Origin of the sequence: Roseovarius indicus, from assembly GCF_008728195.1 — a bacterium.
Lineage (GTDB): Bacteria > Pseudomonadota > Alphaproteobacteria > Rhodobacterales > Rhodobacteraceae > Roseovarius > Roseovarius indicus.
Genome location: NZ_CP031598.1, coordinates 448,534 through 474,001 on the forward strand (window position 1 = coordinate 448,534; position 25,468 = coordinate 474,001).

At 66.8% G+C, this 25,468-nt stretch carries 20 protein-coding genes, 1 tRNA gene and 1 riboswitch; of the genes, 9 read left to right on the forward strand and 12 right to left on the reverse strand.

All coding sequences use genetic code 11. The features are described 5' to 3' along the window. Positions 1 to 2 precede the first annotated feature (2 nt). Entirely contained in the window at positions 3 to 167 is a 165-nt protein-coding gene (locus RIdsm_RS02200) for a CbtB domain-containing protein (RefSeq protein ID WP_074940378.1), read from the reverse strand. A gap of 36 nt (positions 168 to 203) precedes the next feature. Further along, positions 204 to 427: riboswitch (cobalamin riboswitch) on the reverse strand. 247 nt (positions 428 to 674) lie between these two features. Here RIdsm_RS02200 and RIdsm_RS02205 point away from each other — a divergent pair. Further along, positions 675 to 4,130: a chromosome segregation SMC family protein gene (locus tag RIdsm_RS02205; protein WP_057816241.1), complete on the forward strand. Its 3,456-nt coding sequence runs from the start codon at positions 675 to 677 to the stop codon at positions 4,128 to 4,130. A gap of 477 nt (positions 4,131 to 4,607) precedes the next feature. Here RIdsm_RS02205 and RIdsm_RS02210 read toward each other — a convergent pair whose 3' ends face one another. From RIdsm_RS02210 to RIdsm_RS02235, 6 genes are all read right to left on the reverse strand, one after another. Continuing rightward, complete coding sequence (locus tag RIdsm_RS02210; protein ID WP_057816240.1) at positions 4,608 to 5,717, reverse strand: THUMP domain-containing class I SAM-dependent RNA methyltransferase; 1,110 nt, start codon at positions 5,715 to 5,717, stop codon at positions 4,608 to 4,610. Between the two features lie 78 nt (positions 5,718 to 5,795). Continuing rightward, entirely contained in the window at positions 5,796 to 6,965 is a 1,170-nt protein-coding gene (locus RIdsm_RS02215; protein WP_057816239.1) for a lytic murein transglycosylase, read from the reverse strand. Between the two features lie 72 nt (positions 6,966 to 7,037). After that, positions 7,038 to 7,955 (reverse strand): adenosylcobinamide-phosphate synthase CbiB, encoded by a 918-nt coding sequence (cbiB, locus tag RIdsm_RS02220; protein ID WP_057816238.1) that lies wholly within the window; start codon positions 7,953 to 7,955, stop codon positions 7,038 to 7,040. Continuing rightward, positions 7,952 to 8,887: a threonine-phosphate decarboxylase gene (locus RIdsm_RS02225; RefSeq protein WP_057816237.1), complete on the reverse strand. Its 936-nt coding sequence runs from the start codon at positions 8,885 to 8,887 to the stop codon at positions 7,952 to 7,954. The genes cbiB and RIdsm_RS02225 overlap by 4 nt, the downstream gene beginning before the upstream one ends. Before the next feature lie 4 nt (positions 8,888 to 8,891). Continuing rightward, the gene (locus RIdsm_RS02230) at positions 8,892 to 9,269 is read right to left on the reverse strand and encodes a DUF1636 family protein (protein ID WP_057816236.1); all 378 of its coding nucleotides are present in this window, start codon (positions 9,267 to 9,269) and stop codon (positions 8,892 to 8,894) included. Positions 9,270 to 9,390: 121 nt separating this feature from the next. Further along, on the reverse strand, positions 9,391 to 10,599 hold the full coding sequence (locus RIdsm_RS02235; RefSeq protein WP_057816453.1) for a bifunctional alpha/beta hydrolase/OsmC family protein: 1,209 nt from the start codon (positions 10,597 to 10,599) through the stop codon (positions 9,391 to 9,393). Between the two features lie 44 nt (positions 10,600 to 10,643). Between RIdsm_RS02235 and RIdsm_RS02240 the strand changes: the two genes are divergently transcribed. Next, positions 10,644 to 11,552, forward strand: coding sequence for an endonuclease/exonuclease/phosphatase family protein (locus RIdsm_RS02240; RefSeq protein WP_143100490.1), 909 nt, complete (start codon positions 10,644 to 10,646; stop codon positions 11,550 to 11,552). Between the two features lie 137 nt (positions 11,553 to 11,689). After that, complete coding sequence (locus RIdsm_RS02245) at positions 11,690 to 12,370, forward strand: GGDEF domain-containing protein (protein WP_057816234.1); 681 nt, start codon at positions 11,690 to 11,692, stop codon at positions 12,368 to 12,370. Positions 12,371 to 12,379: 9 nt separating this feature from the next. Here the strand turns inward: RIdsm_RS02245 and dddP are convergent, their stop codons facing one another. Continuing rightward, the gene (gene dddP, locus RIdsm_RS02250; RefSeq protein ID WP_057816233.1) at positions 12,380 to 13,723 is read right to left on the reverse strand and encodes a dimethylsulfonioproprionate lyase DddP; all 1,344 of its coding nucleotides are present in this window, start codon (positions 13,721 to 13,723) and stop codon (positions 12,380 to 12,382) included. Positions 13,724 to 13,830: 107 nt separating this feature from the next. After that, the gene (gene hemE, locus RIdsm_RS02255; protein WP_057816232.1) at positions 13,831 to 14,877 is read right to left on the reverse strand and encodes a uroporphyrinogen decarboxylase; all 1,047 of its coding nucleotides are present in this window, start codon (positions 14,875 to 14,877) and stop codon (positions 13,831 to 13,833) included. A 97-nt stretch (positions 14,878 to 14,974) separates the two neighbouring features. Between hemE and hemC the strand changes: the two genes are divergently transcribed. Continuing rightward, positions 14,975 to 15,934 carry a hydroxymethylbilane synthase gene (gene hemC, locus RIdsm_RS02260; RefSeq protein ID WP_057816231.1) on the forward strand — a complete coding sequence of 320 codons (960 nt, stop codon included), beginning with the start codon at positions 14,975 to 14,977 and terminating at the stop codon, positions 15,932 to 15,934. Positions 15,935 to 15,999: 65 nt separating this feature from the next. On the opposite strand, the gene RIdsm_RS02265 is transcribed toward hemC, so the two are convergent. Continuing rightward, positions 16,000 to 17,412 carry an FAD-binding oxidoreductase gene (locus RIdsm_RS02265; protein ID WP_057816452.1) on the reverse strand — a complete coding sequence of 471 codons (1,413 nt, stop codon included), beginning with the start codon at positions 17,410 to 17,412 and terminating at the stop codon, positions 16,000 to 16,002. A gap of 142 nt (positions 17,413 to 17,554) precedes the next feature. Here RIdsm_RS02265 and RIdsm_RS02270 point away from each other — a divergent pair, with 142 nt between their 5' ends. Next, entirely contained in the window at positions 17,555 to 18,061 is a 507-nt protein-coding gene (locus tag RIdsm_RS02270; RefSeq protein WP_236553228.1) for a glutathione peroxidase, read from the forward strand. Positions 18,062 to 18,119: 58 nt separating this feature from the next. Next, positions 18,120 to 18,196: transfer RNA gene (locus tag RIdsm_RS02275), tRNA-Met, on the forward strand. Between the two features lie 35 nt (positions 18,197 to 18,231). Here the strand turns inward: RIdsm_RS02275 and RIdsm_RS02280 are convergent. After that, positions 18,232 to 19,710 carry a flavin-containing monooxygenase gene (locus RIdsm_RS02280; protein ID WP_057816229.1) on the reverse strand — a complete coding sequence of 493 codons (1,479 nt, stop codon included), beginning with the start codon at positions 19,708 to 19,710 and terminating at the stop codon, positions 18,232 to 18,234. Positions 19,711 to 20,073: 363 nt separating this feature from the next. Between RIdsm_RS02280 and RIdsm_RS02285 the strand changes: the two genes are divergently transcribed. Together RIdsm_RS02285 and RIdsm_RS02290 are read left to right on the forward strand one after the other, a co-directional pair. Further along, positions 20,074 to 22,755, forward strand: coding sequence for a bifunctional acetate--CoA ligase family protein/GNAT family N-acetyltransferase (locus RIdsm_RS02285; protein WP_057816228.1), 2,682 nt, complete (start codon positions 20,074 to 20,076; stop codon positions 22,753 to 22,755). A gap of 10 nt (positions 22,756 to 22,765) precedes the next feature. Continuing rightward, positions 22,766 to 23,686, forward strand: coding sequence for a histone deacetylase family protein (locus tag RIdsm_RS02290; protein WP_057816227.1), 921 nt, complete (start codon positions 22,766 to 22,768; stop codon positions 23,684 to 23,686). A gap of 4 nt (positions 23,687 to 23,690) precedes the next feature. Here the strand turns inward: RIdsm_RS02290 and RIdsm_RS02295 are convergent, their stop codons facing one another. Continuing rightward, positions 23,691 to 24,584, reverse strand: coding sequence for a LysR family transcriptional regulator (locus RIdsm_RS02295; protein ID WP_057816226.1), 894 nt, complete (start codon positions 24,582 to 24,584; stop codon positions 23,691 to 23,693). A gap of 112 nt (positions 24,585 to 24,696) precedes the next feature. Between RIdsm_RS02295 and RIdsm_RS02300 the strand changes: the two genes are divergently transcribed. Then, entirely contained in the window at positions 24,697 to 25,461 is a 765-nt protein-coding gene (locus tag RIdsm_RS02300; protein ID WP_057816225.1) for a class II aldolase and adducin N-terminal domain-containing protein, read from the forward strand. The last annotated feature ends 7 nt before the right edge of the window (positions 25,462 to 25,468 follow it).

Sequence of the window (25,468 nt, forward strand, 5' to 3'; positions counted from 1 at the left end):
GCTCAGTGGCAGGGAAAGCCGGTGGCGTGGCGCACGTCATGCGCGGCGTCATGCAGGGCAGCGGCCTGAACATGGCCGGCCAGCGTGACGATGCCAAAGCCCAGGACAATGGCGGTCAGGGCCGGCAGAACGATCGATTTCGAAGCGGATTGAACCAGTGCGGTCATAGTCTTTTCTCCTTCCTTGCCTCTCACCCGAGGCGTGGATTGCATCACGCAAAGGCTGGTCTCCTGGCTCGCGGGTCATAGCCGATCCTGCCGCCTTCCCAAGGCCGTTCGGCCCGGTGGCATGTGGCAGGGGGCTCACCGCTTACAGTCGCGGGGGCGGCTGACGCATGGGCTCCCGAATTGGGTCCGCCGTCACGTCATTCCCGATTTATCCCCGAGTGCTTTGCACCCATATGGGGACCCTTGCACCCTCCGGTATGAGCCTCGCCCGCCGTTGCGTCAAGGCAATTTGCGACATGTCGGCACAGGGCGGCGCCATCACGCGGCACGCGTCGCCATGGGCCGAACCCCGCCGATTTTGCCGCGCAACGCGCAATATCTTGTGGATAAGACGCCCTGATAGCCCATATCCGGGGCAAATCCCGTTGACAGGTCGCCCTTGCCTCTCTCTCATTGGTCCCCAAGACCGGAATCACCGGCGCGTCACCGGGCACAAGGGGCAAACCAGTGCAGTTCTCGAAACTCAGGCTGACGGGCTTCAAAAGCTTCGTCGACCCGACCGACCTCTACATCCAGAACGGCCTCACCGGCGTGGTGGGCCCGAACGGCTGTGGCAAGTCGAACCTGCTCGAAGCCCTCCGCTGGGTCATGGGCGAGAACCGGCCCACCTCGATGCGCGGCTCGGGCATGGAAGACGTGATCTTCGCCGGCGCCGCCTCCCGCTCGGCCCGCAACTTCGCCGAGGTCTCGATCCATATCGACAATTCCGACCGCCTCGCGCCCGCCGGCTTCAACGAAACCGACCATCTCGAAATCATCCGCCGCATCACCCGCGACGTGGGCTCGGCCTACAAGGTCAACGGCAAGGATGTCCGGGCCCGCGACGTGCAGATGCTCTTCGCCGACGCTTCCACCGGCGCCCATTCCCCGGCGCTTGTGCGCCAGGGGCAGATCTCCGAGTTGATCAACGCCAAGCCCAAGGCCCGCCGCCGCATCCTCGAAGAGGCCGCCGGCATCTCCGGCCTCTACCAGCGCCGCCACGAGGCCGAGCTGAAGCTGAACGGCGCCGAACAGAACCTCACCCGCGTCGACGACGTCATCGAACAGCTCGCCACCCAGCTGGCCCAGCTCGAACGCCAGGCCCGCCAGGCCGCCCGCTACCGCAAGATCGGCGAAGACCTGCGCCATGCCGAGGGCCTCCTCCTCTACCGCCGCTGGAAAGAGGCCGACGAGGCCCGCGCCGCGGCCGAGGAACAGCTCCGCGAACGCACCTCCGACGCCTCCCGCGCCGAGGCCGCCGCCCGCGAGGCCGACCGCATCCGCACCGCCGCCGAGGCCGCCCTGCCGCCCCTGCGCGAGGAAGAGGCCATCGCCGCCGCCATCATGCAGCGGGTACAGGTCGCCATCGATTCGCTCGACGAGCAGGAGGCCAACGCCCGCGCGCGCATCGAAACGCTGGAATCCCGCATCACCCAGCTCGCCCGAGATATCGAGCGCGAGGAAAGCCTCAACCGCGACGCCGGCGAAACCATCGCGCGCCTGGAAGAAGAGGCGCAGGAACTCGAAGACGCCTCGCATGGCCACGACGACAACCTGGCCGAGGCGGCACAGGAATCGCACGACGCCGCCACCATCCTGCAAGAGCGCGAAACCGACCTCAGCCAGCTGACCGAAGACGTGGCCCGCCTCTCGGCCCGCCACCAATCGGCCCAGCGGACGGTCGAGGACTACAGGAAAACCCTCGAGAGAAGCGAAGCGGAAGCCGCCCGCGCCCGCACCGCCGCCGAAACCTCCCGCGAGGCGCTGGACAAGGCGAAGGCCGATTACGACGCCGCCCAGCAGGAAGAAGCCAAGGCGGTCAAGACCGCCGAATCCGCCGAGGAAACCCTGACGCTGGCCGACGAGGCCCGCGCCGAGGCGCAATCGCGCGAGGCCGACGCCCGCGCCGAACGCTCCGAGGCCGAGGGCGAGGTCAATGCGCTCTCCGCCGAGGTCTCGGCACTCGCCCGGCTCGTCGACCGCGACACCGCCGAGGGCGGCCAGATCCTCGACGCGCTGACCGTCACGCCGGGCTACGAAAAGGCCCTCGGCGCGGCGCTCGCCGACGACCTGCGCGCGCCGGAAGTCGAGGCCGACGGCCCCTCCGGCTGGACCCGCCTGCCGGGCTACCCCGAGCCGCAGCCCTTGCCCGATGGTGTGTCGTCCCTCTCCGATCACGTCACGGTGCCGGACGTCCTGCAACGCCGGCTCAGCCAGATCGGTCTCGTCGAACCTGAATACGGCCCCCGCCTTCAGGCCGAGCTTCTCCCCGGCCAGCGTCTTGTCAGCACCGAAGGCGACCTCTGGCGCTGGGATGGCTACCGCGCCTGGGCCGAGGATGCGCCCTCGGCCGCCGCCCTTCGCCTGCAACAGCTCAACCGCCTCGAAGAACTCAAGCAGCAGCTCGCCCACGCCACCGCCCGCGCCGAGGGCGCCAGCGGCGCGCACGAGGCCCTGCGCAAGCGCCTCGCCGAGCTGACCGAGGCCGACAAACGCGCCCGCGAGGCCCGCCGCGCCGCCGATACCGCCGTCAACGACGCCAGCCGCGCCCTGTCGCGCGCCGAGGCCGACCGCAACCTCGCCCAGTCGCGCCTCGAATCCCTCGGCCTCGCCGTCACCCGCCACGAGGAAGAGGCGCTCTCCGCCCGCAAGGCCCTGAACGAGGCCGAGGCGGCGCAGAACGCGCTGGAAGACCTCGACGAGGCCCGCGCCGGCGTCGACGACGTCAAGATGACGGTCGAGGCCGCGCGCATGACCATGATGGCCAAGCGCTCCGCCCATGACGAGCTGCGCCGCGAAGGCGAGGCCCGCGCCAAGCGCGCACAGGAGGTCGCCAAGGAAGTCACCGGCTGGCGAAACCGTTTGGAAACCGCCGAGAAGCGCAGCGCCGAGCTGGCCGAGCGCAAGACCGCCTCCGAAGAGGAACTCGCCGAGGCACAGGCCAAGCCGGCCGAACTCTCTGCCCAGCGTGACGACCTCTCCGGCCAGATCGCCAGCGCCGAGAAACGCAAGGCCGAGGCCGCCGACGCCCTCTCCACCGCCGAGGGCAACCTGCGCGAGGCCGTTGCCGCCGAGCGTGACGCCGAGCGCGCCGCCTCCGACGCCCGCGAGGCCCGCGCCCGCGCCGAGGCCCGCGCCGAAGCCGCCGTCGAGGCCCGCGATCACGCCGCCGAGCGCATCGAGGAAGAGCAGGAAACCACTCCCGCCGACCTGCTCGAGCAGCTTGACGCCGACCCCGACAACATGCCCGCCGCCGACGCCATCGAGGCCGACGTCAACCGCCTCAAGCGCCAGCGCGACGCGCTGGGCGCCGTGAACCTCCGCGCCGAGGAAGACGCCAAGGAGGTGCAGGAAGAGCACGATTCCCTCACCGCCGAGAAGGCCGACCTCGAAGAGGCGATCCGCACCCTTCGCAACGGCATCGCGTCGCTCAATCGCGAGGGCCGCGAACGGCTGCTGACCGCCTTCGAGCAGGTCAATTCCAACTTCTCCATGCTCTTCCAGCACCTCTTCGGCGGTGGCGAGGCCAACCTCGTGATGGTCGAAAGCGACGACCCGCTCGACGCCGGACTCGAGATCATGTGCCAGCCCCCGGGCAAGAAACTGGCCACCCTGTCGCTCCTCTCGGGCGGCGAGCAGACGCTGACGGCATTGGCGCTGATCTTCGCCGTCTTCCTCGCCAATCCCGCCCCGATCTGTGTGCTCGACGAGGTCGACGCGCCCTTGGACGACGCCAACGTGGGCCGCTTCTGCGACTTGCTCGACGAGATGTGCCGCCGCACCGAAACCCGCTTCCTCATCATCACCCACCACGCGGTGACGATGAGCCGGATGGATCGCCTCTTCGGCGTGACCATGGGCGAAAAGGGCGTCAGCCAGCTCGTCTCGGTCGACCTCAAGAAGGCCGAGCAGATGGTGGCGTGAGGGGAGGTTTTACCTCCCTAAAATCTTAAACGTTCCTTCACTCCGCGCGGCCAAACTCCGCCTCGCTGCAATCCATTGCAGTGAGAGGAGGTGATGAACCTGAGCGAAAACGATTTCCGAAAGTGGATGGTGCTCCTCGCGGCGGCAACGCTGATCGTGACCATCATCCGCCTTTGGATTGGGGTCTGACCCCGAAACAAGGAAAGACCCTGCGGAGTCGCACCTCCGCAGGGTCGACTTTTTTGGTGATGAACCTGAAAAGCGATTTCCGGTGTCCCGTTATGATGCGATTTCTCTAACACAAAGTAAACCAAGAGACCCGGATCGTGGTTAATGCCCTGCCTGCGCAACGCGCGCAGACTTAACCGTGCCCCCCGCCGATAAAAACACCGACGTAATACCGACAAAATACCGACGTTATACCGACAGGCCGAATCCCTGAAAAATCAGCCCGTTAACCCCGATTCGCCCCGTTTTCTAAGGCAACGGCCCCGTCTGGTACAATTTCACCTTCAGCCCCCCATGCGGCACCGGCGCCCCACCCGGCTTGAACGTCAGTCCGGTCGCCTTCGCCAGGCCCCCTTCCGAGGTCACGATCCCGACCCGCCAGCCGGAAAACCGCTCCTTCAACGTCTTCCCCAGCGCGCCATACAGCGCATAAAGAAGCTTCTTGTTCCCGATCCGTCCGCCATAAGGCGGGTTGACCATCACCAGTCCCGGCGGTCCGTCCGGGGCCATCCGGTCGCTCACCGCCATCTGCTCGAACCGCGTGAACGCCGCCACGCCGGCCCGTTCCGCGTTGGCCGCTGCGGATTTCACCGCCCCCGCATCCCGATCGCTGCCGTGGAAAACCATTTCCGTTCCGACGCTTGGCACCTGTTTCATCTCTGCCCAGGCCTGCGGATCGAACCCCGCCAGGTCCTCGAACGCAAAACGCCGCGACCGCCCGGGGTGCAAGCCCGCCGCCATCTCCGCCGCCTCGATCACGAAGGTGCCCGACCCGCACATCGGATCGACCACCGTCTCCGAGCCATCATACCCGCATTGCCGCAAGAACAGCGCCGCCAGCGTCTCCCGCATCGGCGCCTTGCCGACGGCCTCCTTGTGGCCGCGCCGGTGCAGCGGCTCGCCCGACGTATCCACCGAGAAGGTGCAGAAATCATCCTCGATCCGCACCATCACGCGAAGCGACGCCTTGGCATCCACCGTCACGCCCAGCTCTTCCGCCAAGGCCCGTTCCACCCGCTGCTGCGCCGCCTTGTCGTGATAGATCCGCGACGCGTGACAGCTCGCCTCCACCTTCACCGGCACATCCGCCCGAAGCACGTCGCCCCAGGGAAACTTCCGCGCCCGCTTGTCCAGCTGCGCAAGGTGCATCGCCCGGAACCCGCCGATCCGCGCCAGCACCCGTCCCGCGCCCCGCAGCACGAGGTTGGCCCGCCACACCTCCGGCCAGCCACCCTGCACTGTCACGCCCCCCGGCACCTCTCCGGTCACGTCGAACCCGGCGGCGCGCGCCTCGTCGGCCAGCACTGCCTCCAGCCCCGGCGGCGCGGCCAGGAATATCTCGAACGCCTCTCCGCTCATCGGATGGCCCCTGCTTCTTCTTGGGTCAAGTATCCCGGGGGTCCGGGGGCAGCGCCCCCGGAATCTGTCGCGTCAGCCTTACAACCGGTTCAAAAGCGCCTGCGTCGGCCAGGCATCCGCCGGCATCCCCAATTCCTGCTGCACGTCCTGCACCGCCGACCGCGTGCCCGCGCCAAGGATGCCGTCGATCTTCCCGACATCATAGCCCCGCGCCGCCAGCTTCTGCTGCAGCACCTTCATCTGCCCGCCCGACAGCCCCGGCTCGGGGTTGCCCGCGTCGAAGACCGGCCCGCCTTCCAGCCGGTTGGCGAAATAGGCTGCGGTCAGCACGTAGGTGAACGACTGGTTCCATTCGAAATAGACGCTGAAATTCGGGTAGGCGAGGAAGGCCGGCCCCTTGTGCCCCTCGGGCAGGATCAGGCTGGCCGGCAGGTTCCGCTGGATCTGTCCATGTCGCGGCGTGACGCCAAGCCCGGCCCATTCCGCGCCGGTTTTCTGCGTGCGCAGACCCGACTGCGACCAGTCCATGCTCTGCGGCACGTCGACCTCCTGCAGCCACGGCTCGTTCGCGCGCCAGCCCAGCGATTGCAGCATCTTGCCCCCCGACATCAGCGCGTCGGGCGCCGAGGTCTTCAGGCTCACATGCCCGTCGCCGTCGCCGTCGACCCCGTTCTCGATGATGTCCTCGGGCAGCATCTGCACCATGCCGATCTCGCCTGCCCAGGCGCCGGTGGTGGTGGCCGGGTCGAAATCGCCGTGTTCGTAAAGCTCGAGCGCGGCATAGACCTGCGGCCGGAACAGCTCGGGCCGGCGGCAGTCATGGCTCAGCGTGACCAGCGCGTTGAGCGTGTTGAAGTTTCCCTGGAACCCCCCGAAATCGGTCTCGAAGGCCCAGAAGGCCAGCAGAACGCCGCGGCTGACGCCGAACTCGCGCTCCACCCTGTCGAAGACATTCGAAAACTGCTGGGCCTTGGCGCGCCCGGTGTTCAGCCGGTTCTGGCTGATCAGCTGGCGTGCGAACTCGGTAAAGGGTTTCTGGAAGAACCCCTGCCCGCGGTCGGCATTGATCACCTTCTGGTCGAACCGCGCCGAGGCGAAGAACCGGTTGACGGTGGCCGGGTCGTGCCCGCGTGAAATGGCTTCCTGTTTCATGGCGTCTACGAAACCGGCAAAAGAGCCGCCGCATTGCTGTGCCGTGGCCCCGCCCGCCGTCAGGATCAGGGCCGCGATCAGGAAAAACTTTCTCATGAGTACCTCGGTCAATAGGACAGTTCGGCCAAGCCTAGGCTATCGGCCATCCGTTGCAAACCTGTTTGCGCATCACGTCGCGCAAAGCAGCGCACCCGCCGCTACTAGGCCAAGCCCGGCACCCCAGACCCGCCAGAGCAGGCGGACCGCCTTATCGATTTCCCCGGCGCCGATCTCCCGTCGTCCGGCCGCGTTGACGAAGGGAAATTCCTGCATACGCCCGTCATAGGAGCGTGGGCCTGACAGCGCCACGCCAAGCGCCCGCGCCGCCGCCGCTTCGGGCCATCCGGCATTGGGCGAGCGGTGCTGGCGGGCCTCGGCCACGATGGCGGGCCAGTCGGCAAGGCGGCCGTGAAGGGCTGCAATCATCAGCGCCGTCAGCCGGGCGGGCACGAGGTTCAGCAGGTCGTCGAGCCGCGCCGCCGCCCAGCCGAACTCGGCATATCTGTCGTTGCGATATCCGATCATGCTGTCGGCGGTGTTGGTGATCTTGTATAGCAGCAGTCCCGGCAGTCCGAAGACCAGGAACCAGAGCGCCGGCGCAACCACCCCGTCGCTGAAGTTCTCGGCCGCCGATTCGATGGCAGCGCGGGCAACGGCCGGGTCGTCCATTTGGCTGGTATCGCGGCCGACGATCTGCGCCACAGCCACCCGCCCGTTGCCGACCGAGACGCGCAGCGCATCGGCCACTGCGCCCACGTGCTGCACCAGCGACTTTTGCGCAAGAAAGATTGCGGCGACGATCACCTCGATCAGCCAGCCCAACTCCCGAAACAGCGTGCCGAGCAATAACGCGCCCAGCCCCAGCCCCGCCATCACCAGCACGCCCTTCAGCTTGCGCCCGTTGCCGGAATTGAACCGCCGGTCGCACCATCCAACGGCCCGGCCCATCAGCACCGCCGGATGCGGCAGCCGGTCCCAAAGCCAGCGCGGCTCGCCCAACAGGGCGTCCAGCGCCATCGCCAGCGCCAGGACGGCGGCGTTGGTCATATCGCCTGTTCCAGCCTTGCCCAGCTGTCCGGCGCCGGCAGGCCAAGGCGGATCCAACTGTCGGAATAGGGGAAGATGCGGCTCCAGACATGGTGCTGCGCCAGCCGGTCCTGCCACGCGGCGGCATCATCGACCCGGTAGAGCCGGAAAAGCGAGGTGCCGCCCACCACGCCGGCCCCCGCCCGCACCATCAGCGCGTCGAGATGCGCGGCATCCTCGTTGAGCCGCGTGCGCGTGTCGGCGGCCCAACCCCTGTCACTCAGCGCCATCGTGCCGATGGCCAGCGCAGGGCCGGACACGGCCCAGGGCCCCAGCATCTCGCGCAGCCGGTCGATCAGCGCCTGCGGCCCGATGGCAAAGCCAAGGCGCAGCCCCGCCAGACCCCAGAACTTCCCGAAGCTCTTGAGGATCAGCGTGCCTTCACGGTCGGCATAGCTGACCAGCGACTGGTAGGGCGAGACATCGCAGAAGCTCTCGTCGATCACCGTGAAGGGCGCCCCGAGATCGTCGGAGGAATACCACCCGCCCGTGGGGTTGTTGGGATGCACCAGCACCCGCGCGTCGGGGGTGTCGTCACCCTCGCGCCAGCCATGGGCGGCGAAGGCGGCGGCGTGCTCGTTATAGGTCGGCGCCGGGATATGTACGCGCCCCGCCGGCGCAAGGCCGGGGATCCTGGCAATCAGGCTCGAGGCTCCCGGCGCGGCAAGGATGGCGGCATCGTCCGGCACGCCCCAGAACTCCCGTGCCGCGTCGATGAGCCCTTGCTGCGCCGCGCGGTCGGGCAGGGCGGTCCACACGCCGGCCTCCAGCGCCGGAACAGGGTAGGGCACCGGGTTGATCCCGGTCGACAGGTCGATCCAGTCCGCGCGTCGCCCGCCATACCGCGCCACCGCGTCGTCCACCCCGCCGCCGTGATCGCGCCCGCCCGCCATCGACCTAGCCCTCGTCCGTATCGGGCAGGGGCGGGTGACGGGTGATAAAGTGTCCCTTAACCTCTTGCGGCCATTCCCGGAACGGCACCCGCCCGGTGTCGCTTTGGGCATGCATCTCGGCATAGGCGACCACGGCCTCGGCCGCCGCCTCGGTCGGCTCGAACCGGCCCAGCGTATAGGCCAGCTTGCCGGGCGCCTGGATGGCGATGTTGCACCCATGTGCGCACCCCATCAGGCACGACACCCGGCGGGTGCGCACCGCGCGGCCCGCGGCGTGGCTCTCGACAAGCTCTGCCATGTCCTCGCCATGCGGCCGGTCATGGGTCTCGGCGGTCCAGTCGTCGCGCTTGCAGGTGTCGCAGATGGTGATCCACGTGGTCATGCGCCGTCCTTCCAGTTACGGGGCTTGTTGAAACGGATTTGAGACGCCCGCACAAGGCCCGCCGGAACCGGAATGACACGAAACTTTAACGATTTGTAAACACTCGCGCGCAACGCACGGTCTATTCCAGCTCTGTCACCACTTCGGAACTCCGCTCCAGCGTCCGGTGCACCGGGCACTTGTCGGCAATCTCCAGCAGCTTCTGGCGCTGCTCTTCGCTCAGATCCCCCTCCAGCCGGATCACCCGGCGAAAGCGGTCGGGCTTGGCGCCGGGCTGGCTGGCATCCTGCGCATGCACCTTGTCATGGCTGATATCCACGCTCACCCCGTCCAACGGCCACCCCTTGCGCCGGGCATACATCCGGATCGTCATCGACGTGCAGGCCCCCAGCCCCGCCGACAGGAACCCGTAGGGCGTCAGCCCCTTGTCAGTGCCGCCATAGGCCTCCGGCTCGTCCGCCAGAAGGTGGTGCTTCGGCCCGGCATTGACGTCCTGCAGAAACCCCTCCGGGTCGGCCTCGGTCACCCGCACCACGCCTTCAGGCGCGCCCGGCGGCGGGCAGGGCGCCTTGAGGTCGAGGTAATGGGCGGCCCAAGCGGCGATCACCCCGGCGGCATACTCGGCATCGTCGGGGGCGGTGATCAGGTGGTCGGCCTCGTCCAGCGTGACGAAGCTCTTCGGATGCTTCGCGGCCAGGAAAATGTCCGAGGCGTTCTCGATCCCCACCACGGCATCGCGCGGTGCGTGCAGCACCAACAGCGCCTTTTTCAAGCGCGCAATCTCACCCTCAAGCGACTCGGCGCGCACATCCTCGACAAACCCTTTCCCGATCCGAATGGGCCGCCCGCCAAGATGAACCTCGGCCGCGCCCTCCTGTTCGATCGTCTCCAGCGCCCCGCCGAAGTTGTGCGTCACGTGGCCCGGGTCGAACGGCGCGCCGATCGTCACCACCGCCCGCGAACTCTCGATCTGCCGCGCCGCCTTCAGTACCGCCGCCCCGCCAAGGCTGTGCCCGATCAGCAGCGACGGCGCCATATCCCGCGCCTTCAGCGCCTCGGCCGCGCGCACGAGATCCTCGACATTCGACGTGAACGAGGTGTTCTCGAACTCGCCCTCGGAATGGCCCAGCCCGGTGAAATCGAACCGCAACACGGCAATGCCCGCGCCCGCCAGCCGGGCAGAGATGCGCCGCGCGGCGGGAATGTCCTTGGAACAGGTGAAGCAATGCGCGAAAAGCGCGGTGGCCAGAACCGGCCCCTCGGGCAGATCGAGCCGCGCCGCCAGCTCGTCTCCCGAATGACCGGTGAAGGTGAATCGTTCGGTCGGCATCGCCATTCCTTTCCTTGGGTAGGCTCAAAGGGTAGGAAGCCCGCGTGGCCCGCACCAGACATGTAACGGCGCTGTCACGTCAAGGTGAGATGGTGAAAACACTTGTGAGGATCCTGGCGGCGCTGGCGCTGAAGGCGCTCGGGCTGAGCTTTGCGGGCGCCCTGCACCCGGTGGGCGACAGCCTCGCGGTGTTCCGCGTCGGGCTGGCCTTTCTGGCGCTCCTGCTGGTGCTGGGCACGGGCCTGCCCCGCGGCTGGCGGCTGACGGGCGTGGCGCTTTGCCTTGCCGCGTCCGGTAGCGTGTTCTGGCACAAGCTGCCCCCGGCCGAGCCGGGGCCGCTGATCCTCTACCAGAAGAACATGTTCCACCGGAATTCCGATATCGAGGGGCTGGCGCGCGATATCCTGGCCGTCTCCCCCGATATCGTCACGCTGCAGGAGGTCTCGGTCGAGAACGAAGCCCTGCTCGACCTGCTATGGGATGCCTACCCGAACCAGCATCTCTGCCGCTACACACCGCGAAGCGGCATTGCCGTGCTGACCCGGCTCGAGACGTCCGGCACGCCCTTCTGCAGCGAGAATATCGGCCTTGCCGGCGTCGAGGTGCAGACAGACAGCGGCCCGGTCTGGGCCATGGCGCTGCATTCGGCATGGCCGTACCCGGGCATCCAGCCAGGGCAGATGGCGTGGCTTTACTGGTATCTCGGGCAGGTGGATCGGACGGCGGTCATCGGTGGCGATTTCAACATGGTGCCGTGGTCGCACACCCTGCGCCGCGTCGCCGAGACCAGTGGCCTGGAACGGGCGGGGCCCTCGCGTCCGACCTTCCAACTCGGGCCGGCGCCGCTGCCCATCGACCACGTCTTCGCCCCATATGGCGGTCGCACCGAAGCGCGCGGCCTGCTTGGAAGCGACCATCGCGGCATCGTCGCGCATGTGTCCGTCACGGACTAGGTCTCGCAACTCTTCCGAAAATGCACGGCAGTTTCCCCGGCTTCGGCCCGGCGGCCTTTCAGATTTCTTAACTGGCCTGCGCCATTCCTTACCCGGTCGGCGAAGTGGAGTGCGCTGTGCAATTACGTCTGAAACATATGCGCGATGTGCGGGTCTTTGCCGCCGCGATCACGGCGGTGGCGCTTGCGGGCAATTTTGCCCTGCAAAGCCTGATGTATCCGGCCGATGTCGTGGGTGGCCTGCGGTTTTCCGGGTCAATCATCACCGTCGCGCTGGCCCTGCCGATCTCGTTTTTCGTCGGTCTGCGGCTGCGGGATATCTACCGCCTGACCGTCAGCCTCGAAGCCGCGCGCGACCGGGATCCGCTGACCGGCGCCCTCACCCGCCCGGCCTTCCACCGCTGCGCGGCAGAGATGGGCGGCGTTCCGGCGACCCTGATCGTGGCCGATATCGATCATTTCAAGGGGTTCAACGACCGCCTCGGTCACTTGGCCGGGGATGCGGCCCTGCGCCACGTGGTCGAGGTCCTCGGCCGCAACAGCCGCAAGGAAGATCTGCTCGCCCGCTTCGGGGGCGAGGAATTCCTGATGCTCCTGCCGGGTACCACACCCGGCGAAGGGCAGCGCGTGGCCGAGCGCCTTTGCGCACGGTTGCGGAACAACCCGGTCCTGATCGACGGGGCCGAGCACCCCGTCACCGCCAGCTTCGGCGTCACCGAAGTCAAGACGGCGCAAGATCTGGGGGCTGCCATAGGCCGCGCCGACGCGGCGCTCTACGCCGCCAAGCGTGGCGGGCGCGACCGGGTCTGCAAGGGGTAATGCCGGCCCTTACCGTTCGCCCATCAGCGCCGGATCGAACGGGTATTTCGTCAGGTTCTCGTAGCCGTCCTCGGTGATCAGCACCTGGTCTTCCAGCTTGATCGAGAAATCCCCGCCGACTTCTCCCACCAGCGCCTCGACGCAAAGCGTCATGCCCGGCACCAGCGGATAGTCGAACGCCCCGTCGACGGCCTTGTCCGGGTAACAGACCAGCGGCCATTCATCACACAGCCCCACGCCATGCATCAGGCAGCCGTATTTCTGCGCCTGGTACTTGTCGTCGAGCACATGGGTGTTCGCGGTCAACTCCGGAATGGTGACACCCGGTTTGAGCATTTCCATGTTGGTCATGATGTGCTCATGCGCGTGCTGCATGGCATAGACCATGTCGGGCCGGGGCTTTTCATCGCCGATCCACCAGCTGCGCGAGATGTCGACACAGATGCCGTAGCTGCCGATCAGGTCGGTGTCGAACGATATGATCTCGTTATTCTGCGCCAGACGCGGCCCGCATTCCTGGAACCACGGATTCGAGCGGGGGCCCGAAGCCAGAAGCCGGGTCTCGATCCACTCGCCGCCGCGCTTGATGTTCTCGGCATGCAGCACGGCCCAGATCTCGTCTTCCGAGGTCTGCCCGGCGGGGACGTTGGTGCGGGCATAGGCCTCCATCGAGGCGACGGCGACCTCGCAGGCGTGGCTGGCACAGCGCATGGCGAGAATTTCGTCCGGCCCTTTGACCGACCGGCATTTCTCGGTCAGCTCCTCGCCCTCCATGATCTCGAACCCCTGCGCCTCGAGCGCGCGCAGCCCGTGCAGCATGATCTTGTCGACGCCAAGCCGCTTGTTCCCCGGCGCGTGCTGCTCCAGCAGGATCCGCACCTCGTTCGAGAAGATATCGGCGGCCACGTTCACCTTGTCGCCCCGGTCGAAATAGAACAGGTCCGCCCCGCTGCGCTGTTCCCGCACCAGCGGGTTGAAGGTGCTCAGGAAGGGCGAGTTCTTGTAATCCCACATCACCATGTAGCCATCGGCACAAAGCAGCAGCGCCCGGAACGGGTTATGCGTGTTCCACAGCTGCATGTTGGTCGAGTCGCTGGCATAGCGGATGTTCAGCGGATCGAAGACCAGAAGCCCGGCATAGCCGCGCTCGACGATATGCTGCGTCAGCCGCTCCCACCGGTAACGCCGCATCGCCTGCAGGTCGGGCAGTTGCAGCCCCGCCATCTCCCATTCGCGAAAGGCCAGCTGCGTCGGCCCGATCTCGATCCGGTCCGCATCGTTTGGGGTGTTGTCGCCCAGAACGGCGCCCTTGGTCGGGTCGATCTTGCGGGTGTCGCGGTAATGGGTGTTCATCTGGCCGGTCTCCTTGGTGAGACCAGCCTGCCTTGAAAAACGTCACATGCGCGCGACTGAATGCGACGCGAAAAATGTCGGATTAAGGCAGCCGTTGAGGGTCGGTTTCAGCCGCCACGCCCCATGCCCCGCACCGTGTCGATCATCAGTTGCACATTATCGGGGTCCGCATCCGGCGTGATCCCGTGACCGAGGTTGAAGATATGCGGCCCGCCCCGGAACGCCTCGACGATATGCCGGGTCTCGCGCACCAGATCGTCGCCGCCGGTGACCATGTGCGACGACTTGAGGTTGCCCTGGACGCAGCCCGAAACCTGCACGTTCTCGGCCGCCCATTCCGGTGTCACGGAATCGTCGACCGCCACACAGTCGGCGCCGGTGGCGGCGTGGAAGCCGATGTATTTCTCGCCCGCCTGCCGGGGGAAGGCGATAACGGGAATGTCGTTATGCCGCGCCTTCAACTCGGCAACGATGCGCTTGGCCGGGGCAGTGGCGTATTTGTCAAAATCCTCGCCGCTCAGCGACCCTGCCCAGCTGTCGAACAGCTTGACGCATTCCGCGCCGGCCTCGATCTGTGCCGAAAGATATTCGATCGTCGCCTCGGTCAGCCGGTCGATGATCGCCTCGAAGAGCGGCCGGTTCTCGGCCTTCAGCGCATGCGCCGGCCCCTGGTCGGGCGTGCCGCGCCCGGCGATCATGTAGGTCGCCACGGTCCATGGCGCCCCGGCAAAGCCAATGAGCGTGGTCTCGGAGGGCAGGGCGCCCGACAGGTTGCGCACCGTCTGGTAGATCGGCGACAGCGTCTCATGAATGTCCGAGGCCGGTTTCAGCGCGTCGAACTCGGCCTGCTGCGTGATCGTCGACAGCCGCGGCCCTTCGCCCGTGACGAACCACAGATCGGCCCCTAACGCCTGCGGCACCAGAAGGATATCGGCAAACAGGATCGCCCCGTCGAAGCCGTAACGGCGAATGGGTTGCAGCGTGACCTCGGTCGCCAGGTCGCTGTTATAGCACAGCGAAAGGAAATCCCCCGCTTCGGCCCGGGTGGCGCGGTATTCGGGCAGGTACCGCCCGGCCTGCCGCATCATCCAGATCGGCGGTACATCCTGCGCCTCGCCCGCCAGCGCCTTCAGGATCGTCTTCGTCGCAGCCATCTGGAGCCTCCCTTTCGGCCACGTGGTCACCCCCCGGCGTCACAATGTCAAGCACCCCGCGCTTGTCAGGCGCGGTTTACAGGTCTAGACCGGCGCCATGACACAGGATTTGCCCTCTCCGACCCGTCCCCTGAAACTCGGCACGCGCGGCTCGCCGCTGGCGCTGGCGCAGGCGCACGAGACGCGCGACAGGCTGGCCGCGGCGCATGACCTGTCGCCCGAGGCGTTCGAGATCGTCGTCATCAAGACGACGGGCGACAACCGCGCGATGATCGCCTCGGACACGCCGTTGAAGGAACTGGGCGGCAAGGGGCTTTTCACCCGCGAGATCGAAGAAGCGCTCCTGTCGGGCGAGATCGACATCGCAATCCATTCGATGAAGGACATGCCGGTGGAGCAGCCCGGCGGGCTGCTGCTCGACACCTACCTGCCGCGCGAGGATGTGCGCGATGCCTTCGTCTCGCCTGGCGCGGCGGGGCTCAAGGATCTGCCGGAAGGCGCCAAGGTCGGCACTTCGTCGCTGCGCCGGCGGGCGCAGGTGCTGGTGCGCTATCCGCATCTGGACGTGGTGCAGTTTCGCGGCAACGTGCAAACCCGGCTGAAAAAGCTCGACGATGGCGTGGCGGCCTGCACATTTCTCGCCATGGCGGGGCTGAACCGGCTGGGCCGGCCTGAGGTGGCACGGGCGGCGATCGCTCCGGAAGAGATGCTGCCTGCCGTGGCGCAGGGCGCCATCGGGATCGAGCGGCGCAGCGATGACATACGCGTGGCCGACATGCTGGCGGCGATCCACGACGGGGTGACGGGCCAGCGGCTGGCGGCGGAACGGGCCTTCCTCGCCGCGCTCGACGGGTCCTGCGAGACGCCGATTGCGGGGCTTGCGGAACTGGATGGCGGCACGCTGCGGCTGCGCGGTGAAATCCTGCGGCCCGATGGCAGCGAATGCCTCTCGGACGACGCCAGCGCGCCCATCGAGGACGGCCCGGCGCTGGGCGCCGAAATGGCGCGCAAGCTGCTGGAACAGGCGGGACCGGGTTTCTTCGACTGGCGCGAGTGACGGCTCATCGCGCCCTTGCAGGCGCGCCTCGCGAGACCGCCCGAAAGGGCGGATGAGCGGCCCTGTCAGGGCAGCACTTTGCCCGGGTTCATGATCCCATTGGGGTCGAGCGCCCGCTTGATGGTGCGCATCACCTCCATCGCCACCGGATCCTTGTAGCGCCCCATTGCCGGCAGCTTCGACAACCCGATCCCGTGCTCGGCCGAGAACGACCCGCCCAACGCGATGGTCTCTTCCTCCACCGCCTCGCCCATGGCGCGGTGAATATCGGTGTCCGTGGTTTCCGGCCACGCCGCGAAATGCAGGTTGCCGTCGCCCATATGCGCCACGTGCAGGAAGTCGACCCCGGGGTCGAGCGCCCTGGCCCGCGCCTTGGTCCGTTCCAGCAGCTCCTGCATCCGGTCGAGCGGCACGGCAATGTCGTTGTCGACGATCGGATCACGCAGGCGCGAGACCTCCGCCGCCGCCTCGCGGCGCGCCCACATCTCGGCCCGCTGCGCATCCGATTTGGCGACCACGGCATCGACCACCGCCCCGCTTTCGTACAAACGCCCCAGCACGTCTTCGAGATGCGCGGCAATCGGCACTTCGCCATCCGGTCCCGGTTCGGCATCCCGGGCGGCCAGCGCACCGACCTCGACAAGGATGTTCACCTCGTGACGTTCCTCGAAGGGCGGGCGGGCATCGGGAAAGCGCTTGAGATGCGCGTCGATATAAGCGCCCGGCATGTATTCGAACGCCTCCACCGCGCCGCCGGTCTCGGCCTGCAGGATATGCAACAGCTCCAGCCCCCGCGTCACATCCGGCGCCGCGACCATCGCGGTCGCATAGGCGCGGGGCTTCGGGAAAAGCTTCACGACCGCGGCAGTGATCACCCCCAGCGTCCCTTCCGCCCCGATCAGCAGGTCGCGCAGGTCATAACCCGAGTTGTCCTTGTGCAGCGCGCTCATCAGGTTCATGACCTCGCCCGTGGGCGTCACCGCCTCGATCCCGAGGCACAGGCCCCGCGTGCTGCCATAGCGCACCACGTTCGACCCGCCCGCATTGGTCGACAGCGCCCCGCCGATCATGGCCGAGCCGCGCGCACCGAAGGTCAGCGGAAAGATCAGGTCATGCTCGGCCACGGCCTCGTGCAGCGACGACAGGATCACGCCCGCCTCCACCGTTGCGGTGCGACCCTTGGGGTTGATGTCGCGGATGGCCGACATCCGGGCAAGCGACAGCATGATCGCCCCTTCGGCATTGGTGCCCTTGACCAGCCCGGTATTGCCTGAAACCGGCACCACGGGCACACCCGCCTCGTTCGCCAGCCGGATGATGGCCGCGACCTCCTCCGTGTTGGCCGGCTTGACCACGGCCAGCGGCGTCCAGTGGTACATGTCGGCCCAGTCCTGTGACCAGGGGGCGGCGTCCTTGCCGGTCAGCACGTGGGTCGGGCCGGTGATGGCGGCGAGATCTTCGAGGATGCGGTCTGTCATGGCGGCAATCTGCTTCAGTGTCCGGCCAAGGGCAAGCGGGGAGTGGACAGGCGCTGCCGCCGCGTTATCTTCCCGCTCAAACCTGCCTTCGGAGACCGTCATGATTGCCGCCATTGCCCCCCGTTCGATACTTGTTCTGCTCATGTCCCTGCTTCTGAGCGCCACCGCCGCGCTGTCGGCGCAGCGAGACTGGCAGTTCGACTCGATCGACGGCGGCACGCTGTCGCTGGCCGACTGGGCGGGAAAACCGGTTCTGGTGGTCAACACGGCCTCGCGCTGTGGCTTCACGCCCCAGTATGACGGTCTGCAGGCGCTTTACGACACCTACCGCGAGCAAGGGCTCGTGGTGCTGGCCGTGCCCTCGCAAGATTTCAAGCAGGAGCTGGCCAGTGACGAACAGGTCAAGGATTTCTGCGCGCTCAACTTCGACCTCGACCTGCCGATGACCACGATCACCCCGGTACGGGGCGAAGGGGCGCACCCGCTCTACAAGTGGCTGGCCGACAGCGCAGGCTGGGAGCCGTCGTGGAATTTCAACAAGGTGCTGCTCGCGCCGGACGGGTCGGTGGCAGGCACCTGGGGCTCGGCCACGCTGCCGGAATCGGCGGCCATCACAAGCCGGATCGAGGCGCTTCTGCCACAGGGATAAACCGGGCCAATTCGGGCTTGACGGGACCGCCGGGCTGCCTTACCTAGCGCCACGGCTCGGCGGAGTAGCTCAGTTGGTTAGAGCAGTGGAATCATAATCCATGTGTCGGGGGTTCAAGTCCCTCCTCCGCTACCAATTCCCTGGAAACTGAACCCGATCACTGCCGCGCCTCAGCGCGTGGTGAAGTCGCGTAGATTCGGGCGTCGCGTTAGCCACCAGTACTTGAACGTGCCCGCCGACCAGTTGTTGATGATCTTGCCCGTCGCGGTCTTGTACCAGCTGGTGCACCGGCCGGCCCATGCCGTGCGGGCCAGCTCGCGCTCCTGAACCTCGCGCCGGCGGTCGAGCGCCCCCTGCGTCACTTCGATCTGACTGTCGCCGCGCCCGCGCACGCGGGCAATGGCACGCAGGACGTACCGGATCTGGCATTCCAGCATGAAGACAATCGAGTTGTGACCGAGATTGGTGTTCGGCCCATAGAGCAGGAAGAAATTGGGAAAGCCCGGCACGGCGATGCCCAGATAGGCTTCCGGTCCGCCGCTTTTCTCCCACGTCTCGGAAAGCGTTTGCCCGTCGCGGCCCTCGACCTCCATTCCCGGCAGGAAATCCCGGGCGTGGAAACCGGTGGCCAGCACGATGCAGTCGGCCTCGATGTGCTGCCCGCCCTTGGTCCGAAGCCCGTCCGGAGTGAGCGTTTCGACCTGACCGGTGACAAGGCTCACGTTGTCGCGCTGAAGCGCCGGGAAATAGTCGTCGGCCAGCAGGATGCGGCGGCAGCCCAGCGGGTAATCCGGTGTCAGCTCGGGCGCCAGGTCGCCGGCCTCGGCCGCGATATGCTTGCGGGTTTCCTCGGTCTGCCGACGTGACTGGCGCGACCCGTCGATGAATTCCGGCCAGCTGCGCTCCCACTGCCAGTAGATCGACCAGCGGTAGAGCCTTTGCAGAAGGGGAAGGGCGCGGAAGCGCCGCTTCTCGTGGGGCTCGAACGGGCGGTCCCCCTTTGCTACCAGCCAGTTGGGCGAGCGTTGCAAGACGGTCAGGTGCTTTGCCACCTGTGCGATCTGCGGAATCGCCTGGATGGCGCTGGCGGCATTGCCGATCACGATCACGCGTTTGCCAGCGAGGTCGTACTCCGGATCCCACTGCGCCGTGTGCATGAGCTTGCCGCCAAAGGCATCGCGCCCCGCGAAATCGGGAATCATCGGCTGGTTCAACTGGCCGACGGCCGAGACCACGAAGCGCGCGGTAAAGGTTGCCCCGTCCTCGGTCGTGACGGCCCATTTCCCCTGCGCGTCGTCCCAACACGCACGGGTGACCCCCGCGCCACAGCGCAGGTGGTCTGTCACCCCGAACCGCTTGGCCGTATCCCGCAGGTACGACAGGATCTCCGGCTGCGTCGCATAGATGCGCGACCAGTCGGGGTTCATGGCGAAGGAATAGCTGTAGTGGTGCGATTGCGTATCGCAGGCGCAGCCGGGATAGATGTTGTCCCGCCACGTCCCGCCAACATCGCCGGCCCGCTCCAGCACCAGCACCCGCAGCCCGGCCTTCAGCGCCTTGGCTGCCATGCCGATGCCGCCAAACCCCGCCCCGATCACGATCAGGTCGAGCGGCGGGCCTGTCATCCCGTCTGTTTCAGGTGCCTGCATTCTGCCGTTCTCCAGATACTGGCCGGCAGGCTACATGGTTTTCCCCGAGGCTCAATCACCCGGGCAGGCGAAGCGGCCCGCCTGCCGTAATTTTCAGCAGGGCATCAGGGCGGTCGCAATGGTGCGCGCCGTCAAGGACGGTTCCGACGGCAGGAAACAGGCTCGCCGCGCCGCGCCCGGTCAGGGGCTGTGATGAAATCAGCACCTTTCCGGGCTTCCGTCGCGATGGCGAGGCGCGCGCTTGACTCAGGTCAAGGCAAAGGGTCGTCTGGGGCGCGATGGCTGGCACGCCCGGCGCGTCGCGCGGTTGTCATTTCCGTGCGGTTCAACGGGCCGGCACAGCCCTTGACCGGAGACCGCGCGATGGATCGCAGCCCCCTCAGCCCGATGTTCAACCCCGAGTCCGTGGCCGTGTTCGGCGCCTCGGAAAGCAAGACCTCGGTCGGCGGCCGCGTGTTCTCGAACATCCTGCGGGCCGGCTACGAGGGCGAGTTGATCCCGGTGAACCCGAAATACGAAAGCGTTCACGGCATGACCTGCGTGCCCGACATCTCGCGGCTGGCCAGGCCGGCCGACCTTGCGGTGATCGCGACACCGGCGGCCGTGGTGCCCGAGATCATCCGCCAATGCGGCATGGCCGGCACCACCAACGCGATCGTGCTGTCGGCGGGCTTCGGCGAAGGTGGCAGCCCCGGCCAGGACAACGCCCGCAAGCTCGAGATGGCGGCGCGCAAGGCGGGGGTGCGCTACCTCGGGCCCAACTGCGTCGGCATGGTGCGGCCCTGGCTGAACCTCGACACCACCTTCCTGCGGTCCGAGACGCCCAAGGGCCGGCTGGCGCTGGTCTCGCAGTCGGGCGCGCTCATATCCGCGATTTCCGATTGGGCCGGCCCGCATCACCTTGGCTTTTCCGCGCTGGTCTCGCTGGGCAACTCGCTCGACGTGGATTTCGGCGACGTGCTGCATTTCCTCGCCACCGACCCCAAGACCTCGGCGATCCTGTTATACGTCGAAGGCATCCATGACGCGCCCTCGTTCATATCGGCCCTGCGCAACGCCGCGCGAACCAAGCCGGTGATCGTGCTCAAGGCCGGGCGCCATACACAAAGCTCGAACGCCGCGCACACCCACACCGGCGCGCTGATCGGCGACGATGCGGTGTTCGACGCCGCGCTCGCACGGGCCGGCGCCGTGCGCACGCGCACCTTCGGAGAGCTTTTCGCGGCGGCCGAAATCCTGTCGCCGGGCAAGCGGGCCAACGGGAAACGGTTGGGCATCATCACCAACGGGGGCGGTGCCGGGGTGCTGGCTGCAGACCGGGCCGGGGACCTCGGTGTCGAACTGAGTGCACCCTCGGAGGAGACGTTGAAGAAACTCGACGCCGTCCTGCCGCCCTACTGGTCGCGCGCCAACCCGATCGACATCCTGGGCGATGCCTCGCCGGAACAGTTCACCGCCGCGGTAAGCGCGGCCCTGGAGGATTCGAATTTCGACGGCGTGCTTGCCATGCTGACCCCGCAGGCGATGACCGAGGCGACAGCCGCGGCGCAGGCGGTGCTCGACGCGATCCCGGCCTCCAACCGCAAGCCGGTGCTGGCCTGTTGGATGGGCGAAACGGCGGTGACCGAGGGGCGCAAGCTGCTGTCCTCGTCCGGCATCCCCGATTTCACCACGCCGGAAAAGGCGGTCGAGGCGTTTTCCTACCTTGCCCAGCACCATCGACACCGGCGGCTCGCCAACGAGGTGCCGGGCCCGCTGCATGACGACAAGCCGCCGGATCTTGAAGGCGCGCGGATGATCGTCAACGGGGCGCTGTCGGATGGCCGGACAATGCTTTCGGATATCGAATCAAAGGCCCTGCTGCGCGCGTTCCACGTTCCGATCAACATCACCATCGAGGCCGCCACAGCCTCCGACGCGCTGATTGCCGCTGAAACGGTGGGCTACCCGGTCGCGGTCAAGATCAACTCGCCGCAGATCACCCACAAATCCGACGTCGGCGGCGTGCGCCTCGGCGTGGGCTCCGCCATCGAGGTCAAGCAGGCGGTGCGCGAGATCACCCTGGCGGCCCAGCGGCTGCGCCCCGAGGCGCGGATCAAGGGCGTCACGATCGAGGCGATGGCCCATGTCGAGGATGCGCGTGAACTCGTGATCGGCGTCAGTCGCGACCCGATCTTCGGGCCTGCCATCCTGTTCGGGGCCGGGGGCACGATGGTCGAGATCCTGCGCGACAGCGCCGTCTCGCTGCCACCGCTGAACGAGGTGCTGGCGAACCGGCTGATCAACCGCACCCGCGTGGCCCGGCTGCTGGATGCGTTCCGCGACCGGCCGGCAGTCGACCGGTCCGCGGTGATCGACGTGCTGCTGCGCGTCTCCGACATGGTCTGCGAATTGCCCCAGATCGTCGAGCTCGACATCAACCCGCTGGTGGCGGGTCCGGGCGGCGTGCTGGCCGTCGACGCCCGTATCCGGCTGGCGCGGCCGCCGTCCAAGGACGGCCCCTATGATCACGTCGCCATCCATCCCTACCCCCGGCATCTGGTCACCAGTGATTTCCTGTCCGACGGCCGGCCCCTGACCATCCGGCCGATCCGCCCCGAGGATGCGGAATCCGAAGCCGCCTTCGTGCGCGACCTGTCGGTCGAGGCCAAGCGGTTCCGCTTCATGGGCACGGTGAACGAGCTGTCCGAGGAAATGCTCGCCCGTTTCACCCAGATCGACTATCGCCGCGAAATGGCGCTGGTGGCCGTCGTGGGCGAAAACGGCAGCGGGGAACAGCATGGCGTCGCCCGCTACGTCATCAACCCCGACAACACCAGCTGCGAATTCGCCATCGTCGTGTCGGACAAGATGCAGGGCCACGGTCTTGGAACGCGTCTTATGAAGGGGCTGTTCGACGCGGCGCGCGACCATGACCTCGACAAGATCGAAGGCTCGGTCCTGCGGGAGAACACACCGATGCTGCACCTGATGGAGGAGCTTGGCTTCACCGTCACACCCGACCCCGACGACCGGGATGTCGTGATCGTCGAACGCTGGCTCTGAGGAGGGCGCCATGCTCGGATTCATTTCTCATCCGTCGTGCCACCACCATGATGCGGGGCCGATGCACCCGGATACGCCGGAGCGGCTGGATGCCATCAACAACCAGCTGATCATGTCGGGGCTCGACTATGTCATCCGGCACTACGATGCCCCCGAGGTCACGCGCGAACAGCTCGAGGGCGCGCATGACCCCGACTACATCGCCCGGATCTTCGAATCGGCGCCGGGGCCCGGCGAAAGCGTCGAGATCGACGGCGATACGATGATGTCGCCCGGAACGCTGCCCGCCGCCCTTCATGCGGCAGGGTCCGGCGTGATGGGGGTCGACCTGATCATGAAGGACGAGGCCAACCCGGTGTTCTGTGCCATTCGGCCGCCGGGTCACCATGCCACCCATGACACCGCGATGGGGTTCTGCCTGTTCAACAACATCGCCGTCGCCGCGGCACATGCCTTGAAGACATATGGGTTCAAGCGGATCGCCATCCTCGATTTCGACGTGCACCACGGCAATGGAACCGAGGAGATCTTCCATTCCGACCCGCGCATCCTGTTCTGCTCGACCTTCCAGCACCCGTTCTACCCTTTCACCGGGCATGAAAGCGACTCGACCAATCTTGTCGACGTGCCGCTGCCCGCAGGAACCGGCGGCGAAGCCTTCCGCGAGGCAATCCGCGAGCACTGGCTTCCGGCACTGGAGACCTTCGAGCCGGAGTTCCTGTTCCTCTCGGCCGGGTTCGACGCGCATATGCTCGATGACATGTCCGGTCTGTCGCTGACCGAGAACGATTACCGCTGGCTCACGACCGAACTGGTCGGCGTGGCGGGCCGGCACGCTCAGGGCCGCATCCTGTCGATGCTGGAGGGCGGCTACGAGCCCGGCCCGCTTGCCCGCAGCGTCGTGGCCCATGTCAACGCGCTGATCGGGTAACCGCTCAGCCGGTGAAGGCATAGGGGCAGGCCGCAACTTCCTCCGACAGCCAGTCGGTAAAGGCGCGCGTCGCTGGCGTCTGCTCGTGCTGGGGGGGCGGCAGAAGGAAATAGCCCTCGGGCAGCGGGGCCGTGTCGCCGAACGGCTCGATCAGCCGGCCCGCCTCGACAAGGTCATGGGTCAGCGTCTCGTGCCCCATGGCCATACCCGCCCCGTGAAGCGCCGCCTCGATCGCCACCACGTAGGTCGAGGACAGGTTCACGCCCCGGGCCTCGTCGAACGGCCGCCCGGTATGCCGCGACCAGGATTCCCAGTTTCCCATGATGCCCGCACAGTCGAAAAGCCGCGCCCGGGCGAAGTCGGGGGCACCGCCCATGTAATCCGGGTGACACACGGGCCGGCAGACATCCCATGTCAGCCGCGTGGCGTCGCCCGACATGTCGCCCGGCCGGCCGAAGCGGATCTTTATCGCCGCATCGCGGGCGTGTATCTCGGGATCCCACAAGGCGGTGACGATGTTCAGCACCAGCCACGGATGCGCGGCGTAAAGCCGGTGCAGGCGGGGCGCCAGCCAGTACACCGAAAAAGCCATGTTGCATTGCAGGATCAGGGCGTTGTCGCGGTCGCCGCCGATGAACGACCGCGTCCCGCGGGCCAGCACGTCGAAGGCCTCGCGCACCGTGGGCAGATAGTTCGCCCCCGCCTCTGTCAGTTGAAGCGCCCGCGTGCGCCGGATGAACAATTCACGCCCGAGATGGTCCTCGAGATTGCGCACATGCTGGCTGACGGCTGACTGGGTCAGGTTCAGCTCCTGCGCTGCAACTGTAAACGACAGGTGCCGCGCCGCGGCCTCGAAGGCGCGCAGCCAGGTCAGCGGGGGAAGTGATCGGCCGGTCATGAGTGACGCACGACATATCCATTAATTTTCTTAATGGCATGCCGCCGAATCCATCGTTTGTAAAGCCCGCCCCGGGCTGGCACCTTACCGCAAAGGATAACAGGAGACCCAGATGACAAGCGCCGCCCAGACCGCCCACACCCCCAACATCTCGAATTGGCAGGAGCGCGTCGAGCTGACAGCCGCCTTCCGCTGGACCGAACGCCTCAACATGCACGAGGCCGTGGCCAACCATTTATCTCTGGCGGTGAACGAGGACGGCACGCAATTCCTGATGAACCCCAACCAGGTGCATTTCAGCCGCATCAAGGCCTCCGACCTGCTGCTCATAGATGCCAACGACCCCGAAACGCTGAACCTGCCCGGCGCACCCGACCCGACGGCATGGGGCCTGCACGGCGCGATCCACCGTCAATGCCCGCATCACCGTTGCGTCATGCACGTGCATTCCATTCATGCCACGGTGTTGGCGAGCCTCGCCGACAGCACCCTGCCGCCCATCGACCAGAACTGCGCCACCTTCTTCAACCGCTACGTGATCGACGACGGCTATGGCGGGCTGGCCTTCGAGGAAGAGGGCGACCGCTGCGCCTCGCAACTGCAGGACCCCAAGAAGACCGTCATGATCATGGGCAACCACGGCATTCTCGTGATGGGCGCCACCGTGGCCGAGACCTTCAACCGTCTGTACTATTTCGAGCGCGCCGCCGAGACCTATATCCGCGCGCTTCAGACGGGCCAGCCGCTGCGCGTTCTGTCGGACGAAATCGCCGAGAAGACGGCGCAGGAGATCGAGGATTACCCCAGCCAGGCCGACCGTCACCTTGCCGAACTGATGGCGATCCTCGACGAGGAAGGCTCGAACTACGCCAACTGATCCCGGC

Coding starts and splice junctions, on each gene's coding strand:
- RIdsm_RS02200 (WP_074940378.1), bottom strand. CDS start 167: ATGACCGCACTGGTTCAATCCGCTTCGAAATCGATCGTTCTGCCGGCC.
- RIdsm_RS02210 (WP_057816240.1), bottom strand. CDS start 5,717: ATGAGCGGAGAGGCGTTCGAGATATTCCTGGCCGCGCCGCCGGGGCTG.
- RIdsm_RS02215 (WP_057816239.1), bottom strand. CDS start 6,965: ATGAGAAAGTTTTTCCTGATCGCGGCCCTGATCCTGACGGCGGGCGGG.
- cbiB (WP_057816238.1), bottom strand. CDS start 7,955: ATGACCAACGCCGCCGTCCTGGCGCTGGCGATGGCGCTGGACGCCCTG.
- RIdsm_RS02225 (WP_057816237.1), bottom strand. CDS start 8,887: ATGGCGGGCGGGCGCGATCACGGCGGCGGGGTGGACGACGCGGTGGCG.
- RIdsm_RS02230 (WP_057816236.1), bottom strand. CDS start 9,269: ATGACCACGTGGATCACCATCTGCGACACCTGCAAGCGCGACGACTGG.
- RIdsm_RS02235 (WP_057816453.1), bottom strand. CDS start 10,599: ATGCCGACCGAACGATTCACCTTCACCGGTCATTCGGGAGACGAGCTG.
- RIdsm_RS02245 (WP_057816234.1), top strand. CDS start 11,690: ATGCGCGATGTGCGGGTCTTTGCCGCCGCGATCACGGCGGTGGCGCTT.
- dddP (WP_057816233.1), bottom strand. CDS start 13,723: ATGAACACCCATTACCGCGACACCCGCAAGATCGACCCGACCAAGGGC.
- hemE (WP_057816232.1), bottom strand. CDS start 14,877: ATGGCTGCGACGAAGACGATCCTGAAGGCGCTGGCGGGCGAGGCGCAG.
- hemC (WP_057816231.1), top strand. CDS start 14,975: ATGACACAGGATTTGCCCTCTCCGACCCGTCCCCTGAAACTCGGCACG.
- RIdsm_RS02265 (WP_057816452.1), bottom strand. CDS start 17,412: ATGACAGACCGCATCCTCGAAGATCTCGCCGCCATCACCGGCCCGACC.
- RIdsm_RS02270 (WP_236553228.1), top strand. CDS start 17,555: ATGTCCCTGCTTCTGAGCGCCACCGCCGCGCTGTCGGCGCAGCGAGAC.
- RIdsm_RS02280 (WP_057816229.1), bottom strand. CDS start 19,710: ATGCAGGCACCTGAAACAGACGGGATGACAGGCCCGCCGCTCGACCTG.
- RIdsm_RS02285 (WP_057816228.1), top strand. CDS start 20,074: ATGGATCGCAGCCCCCTCAGCCCGATGTTCAACCCCGAGTCCGTGGCC.
- RIdsm_RS02290 (WP_057816227.1), top strand. CDS start 22,766: ATGCTCGGATTCATTTCTCATCCGTCGTGCCACCACCATGATGCGGGG.
- RIdsm_RS02295 (WP_057816226.1), bottom strand. CDS start 24,584: ATGACCGGCCGATCACTTCCCCCGCTGACCTGGCTGCGCGCCTTCGAG.
- RIdsm_RS02300 (WP_057816225.1), top strand. CDS start 24,697: ATGACAAGCGCCGCCCAGACCGCCCACACCCCCAACATCTCGAATTGG.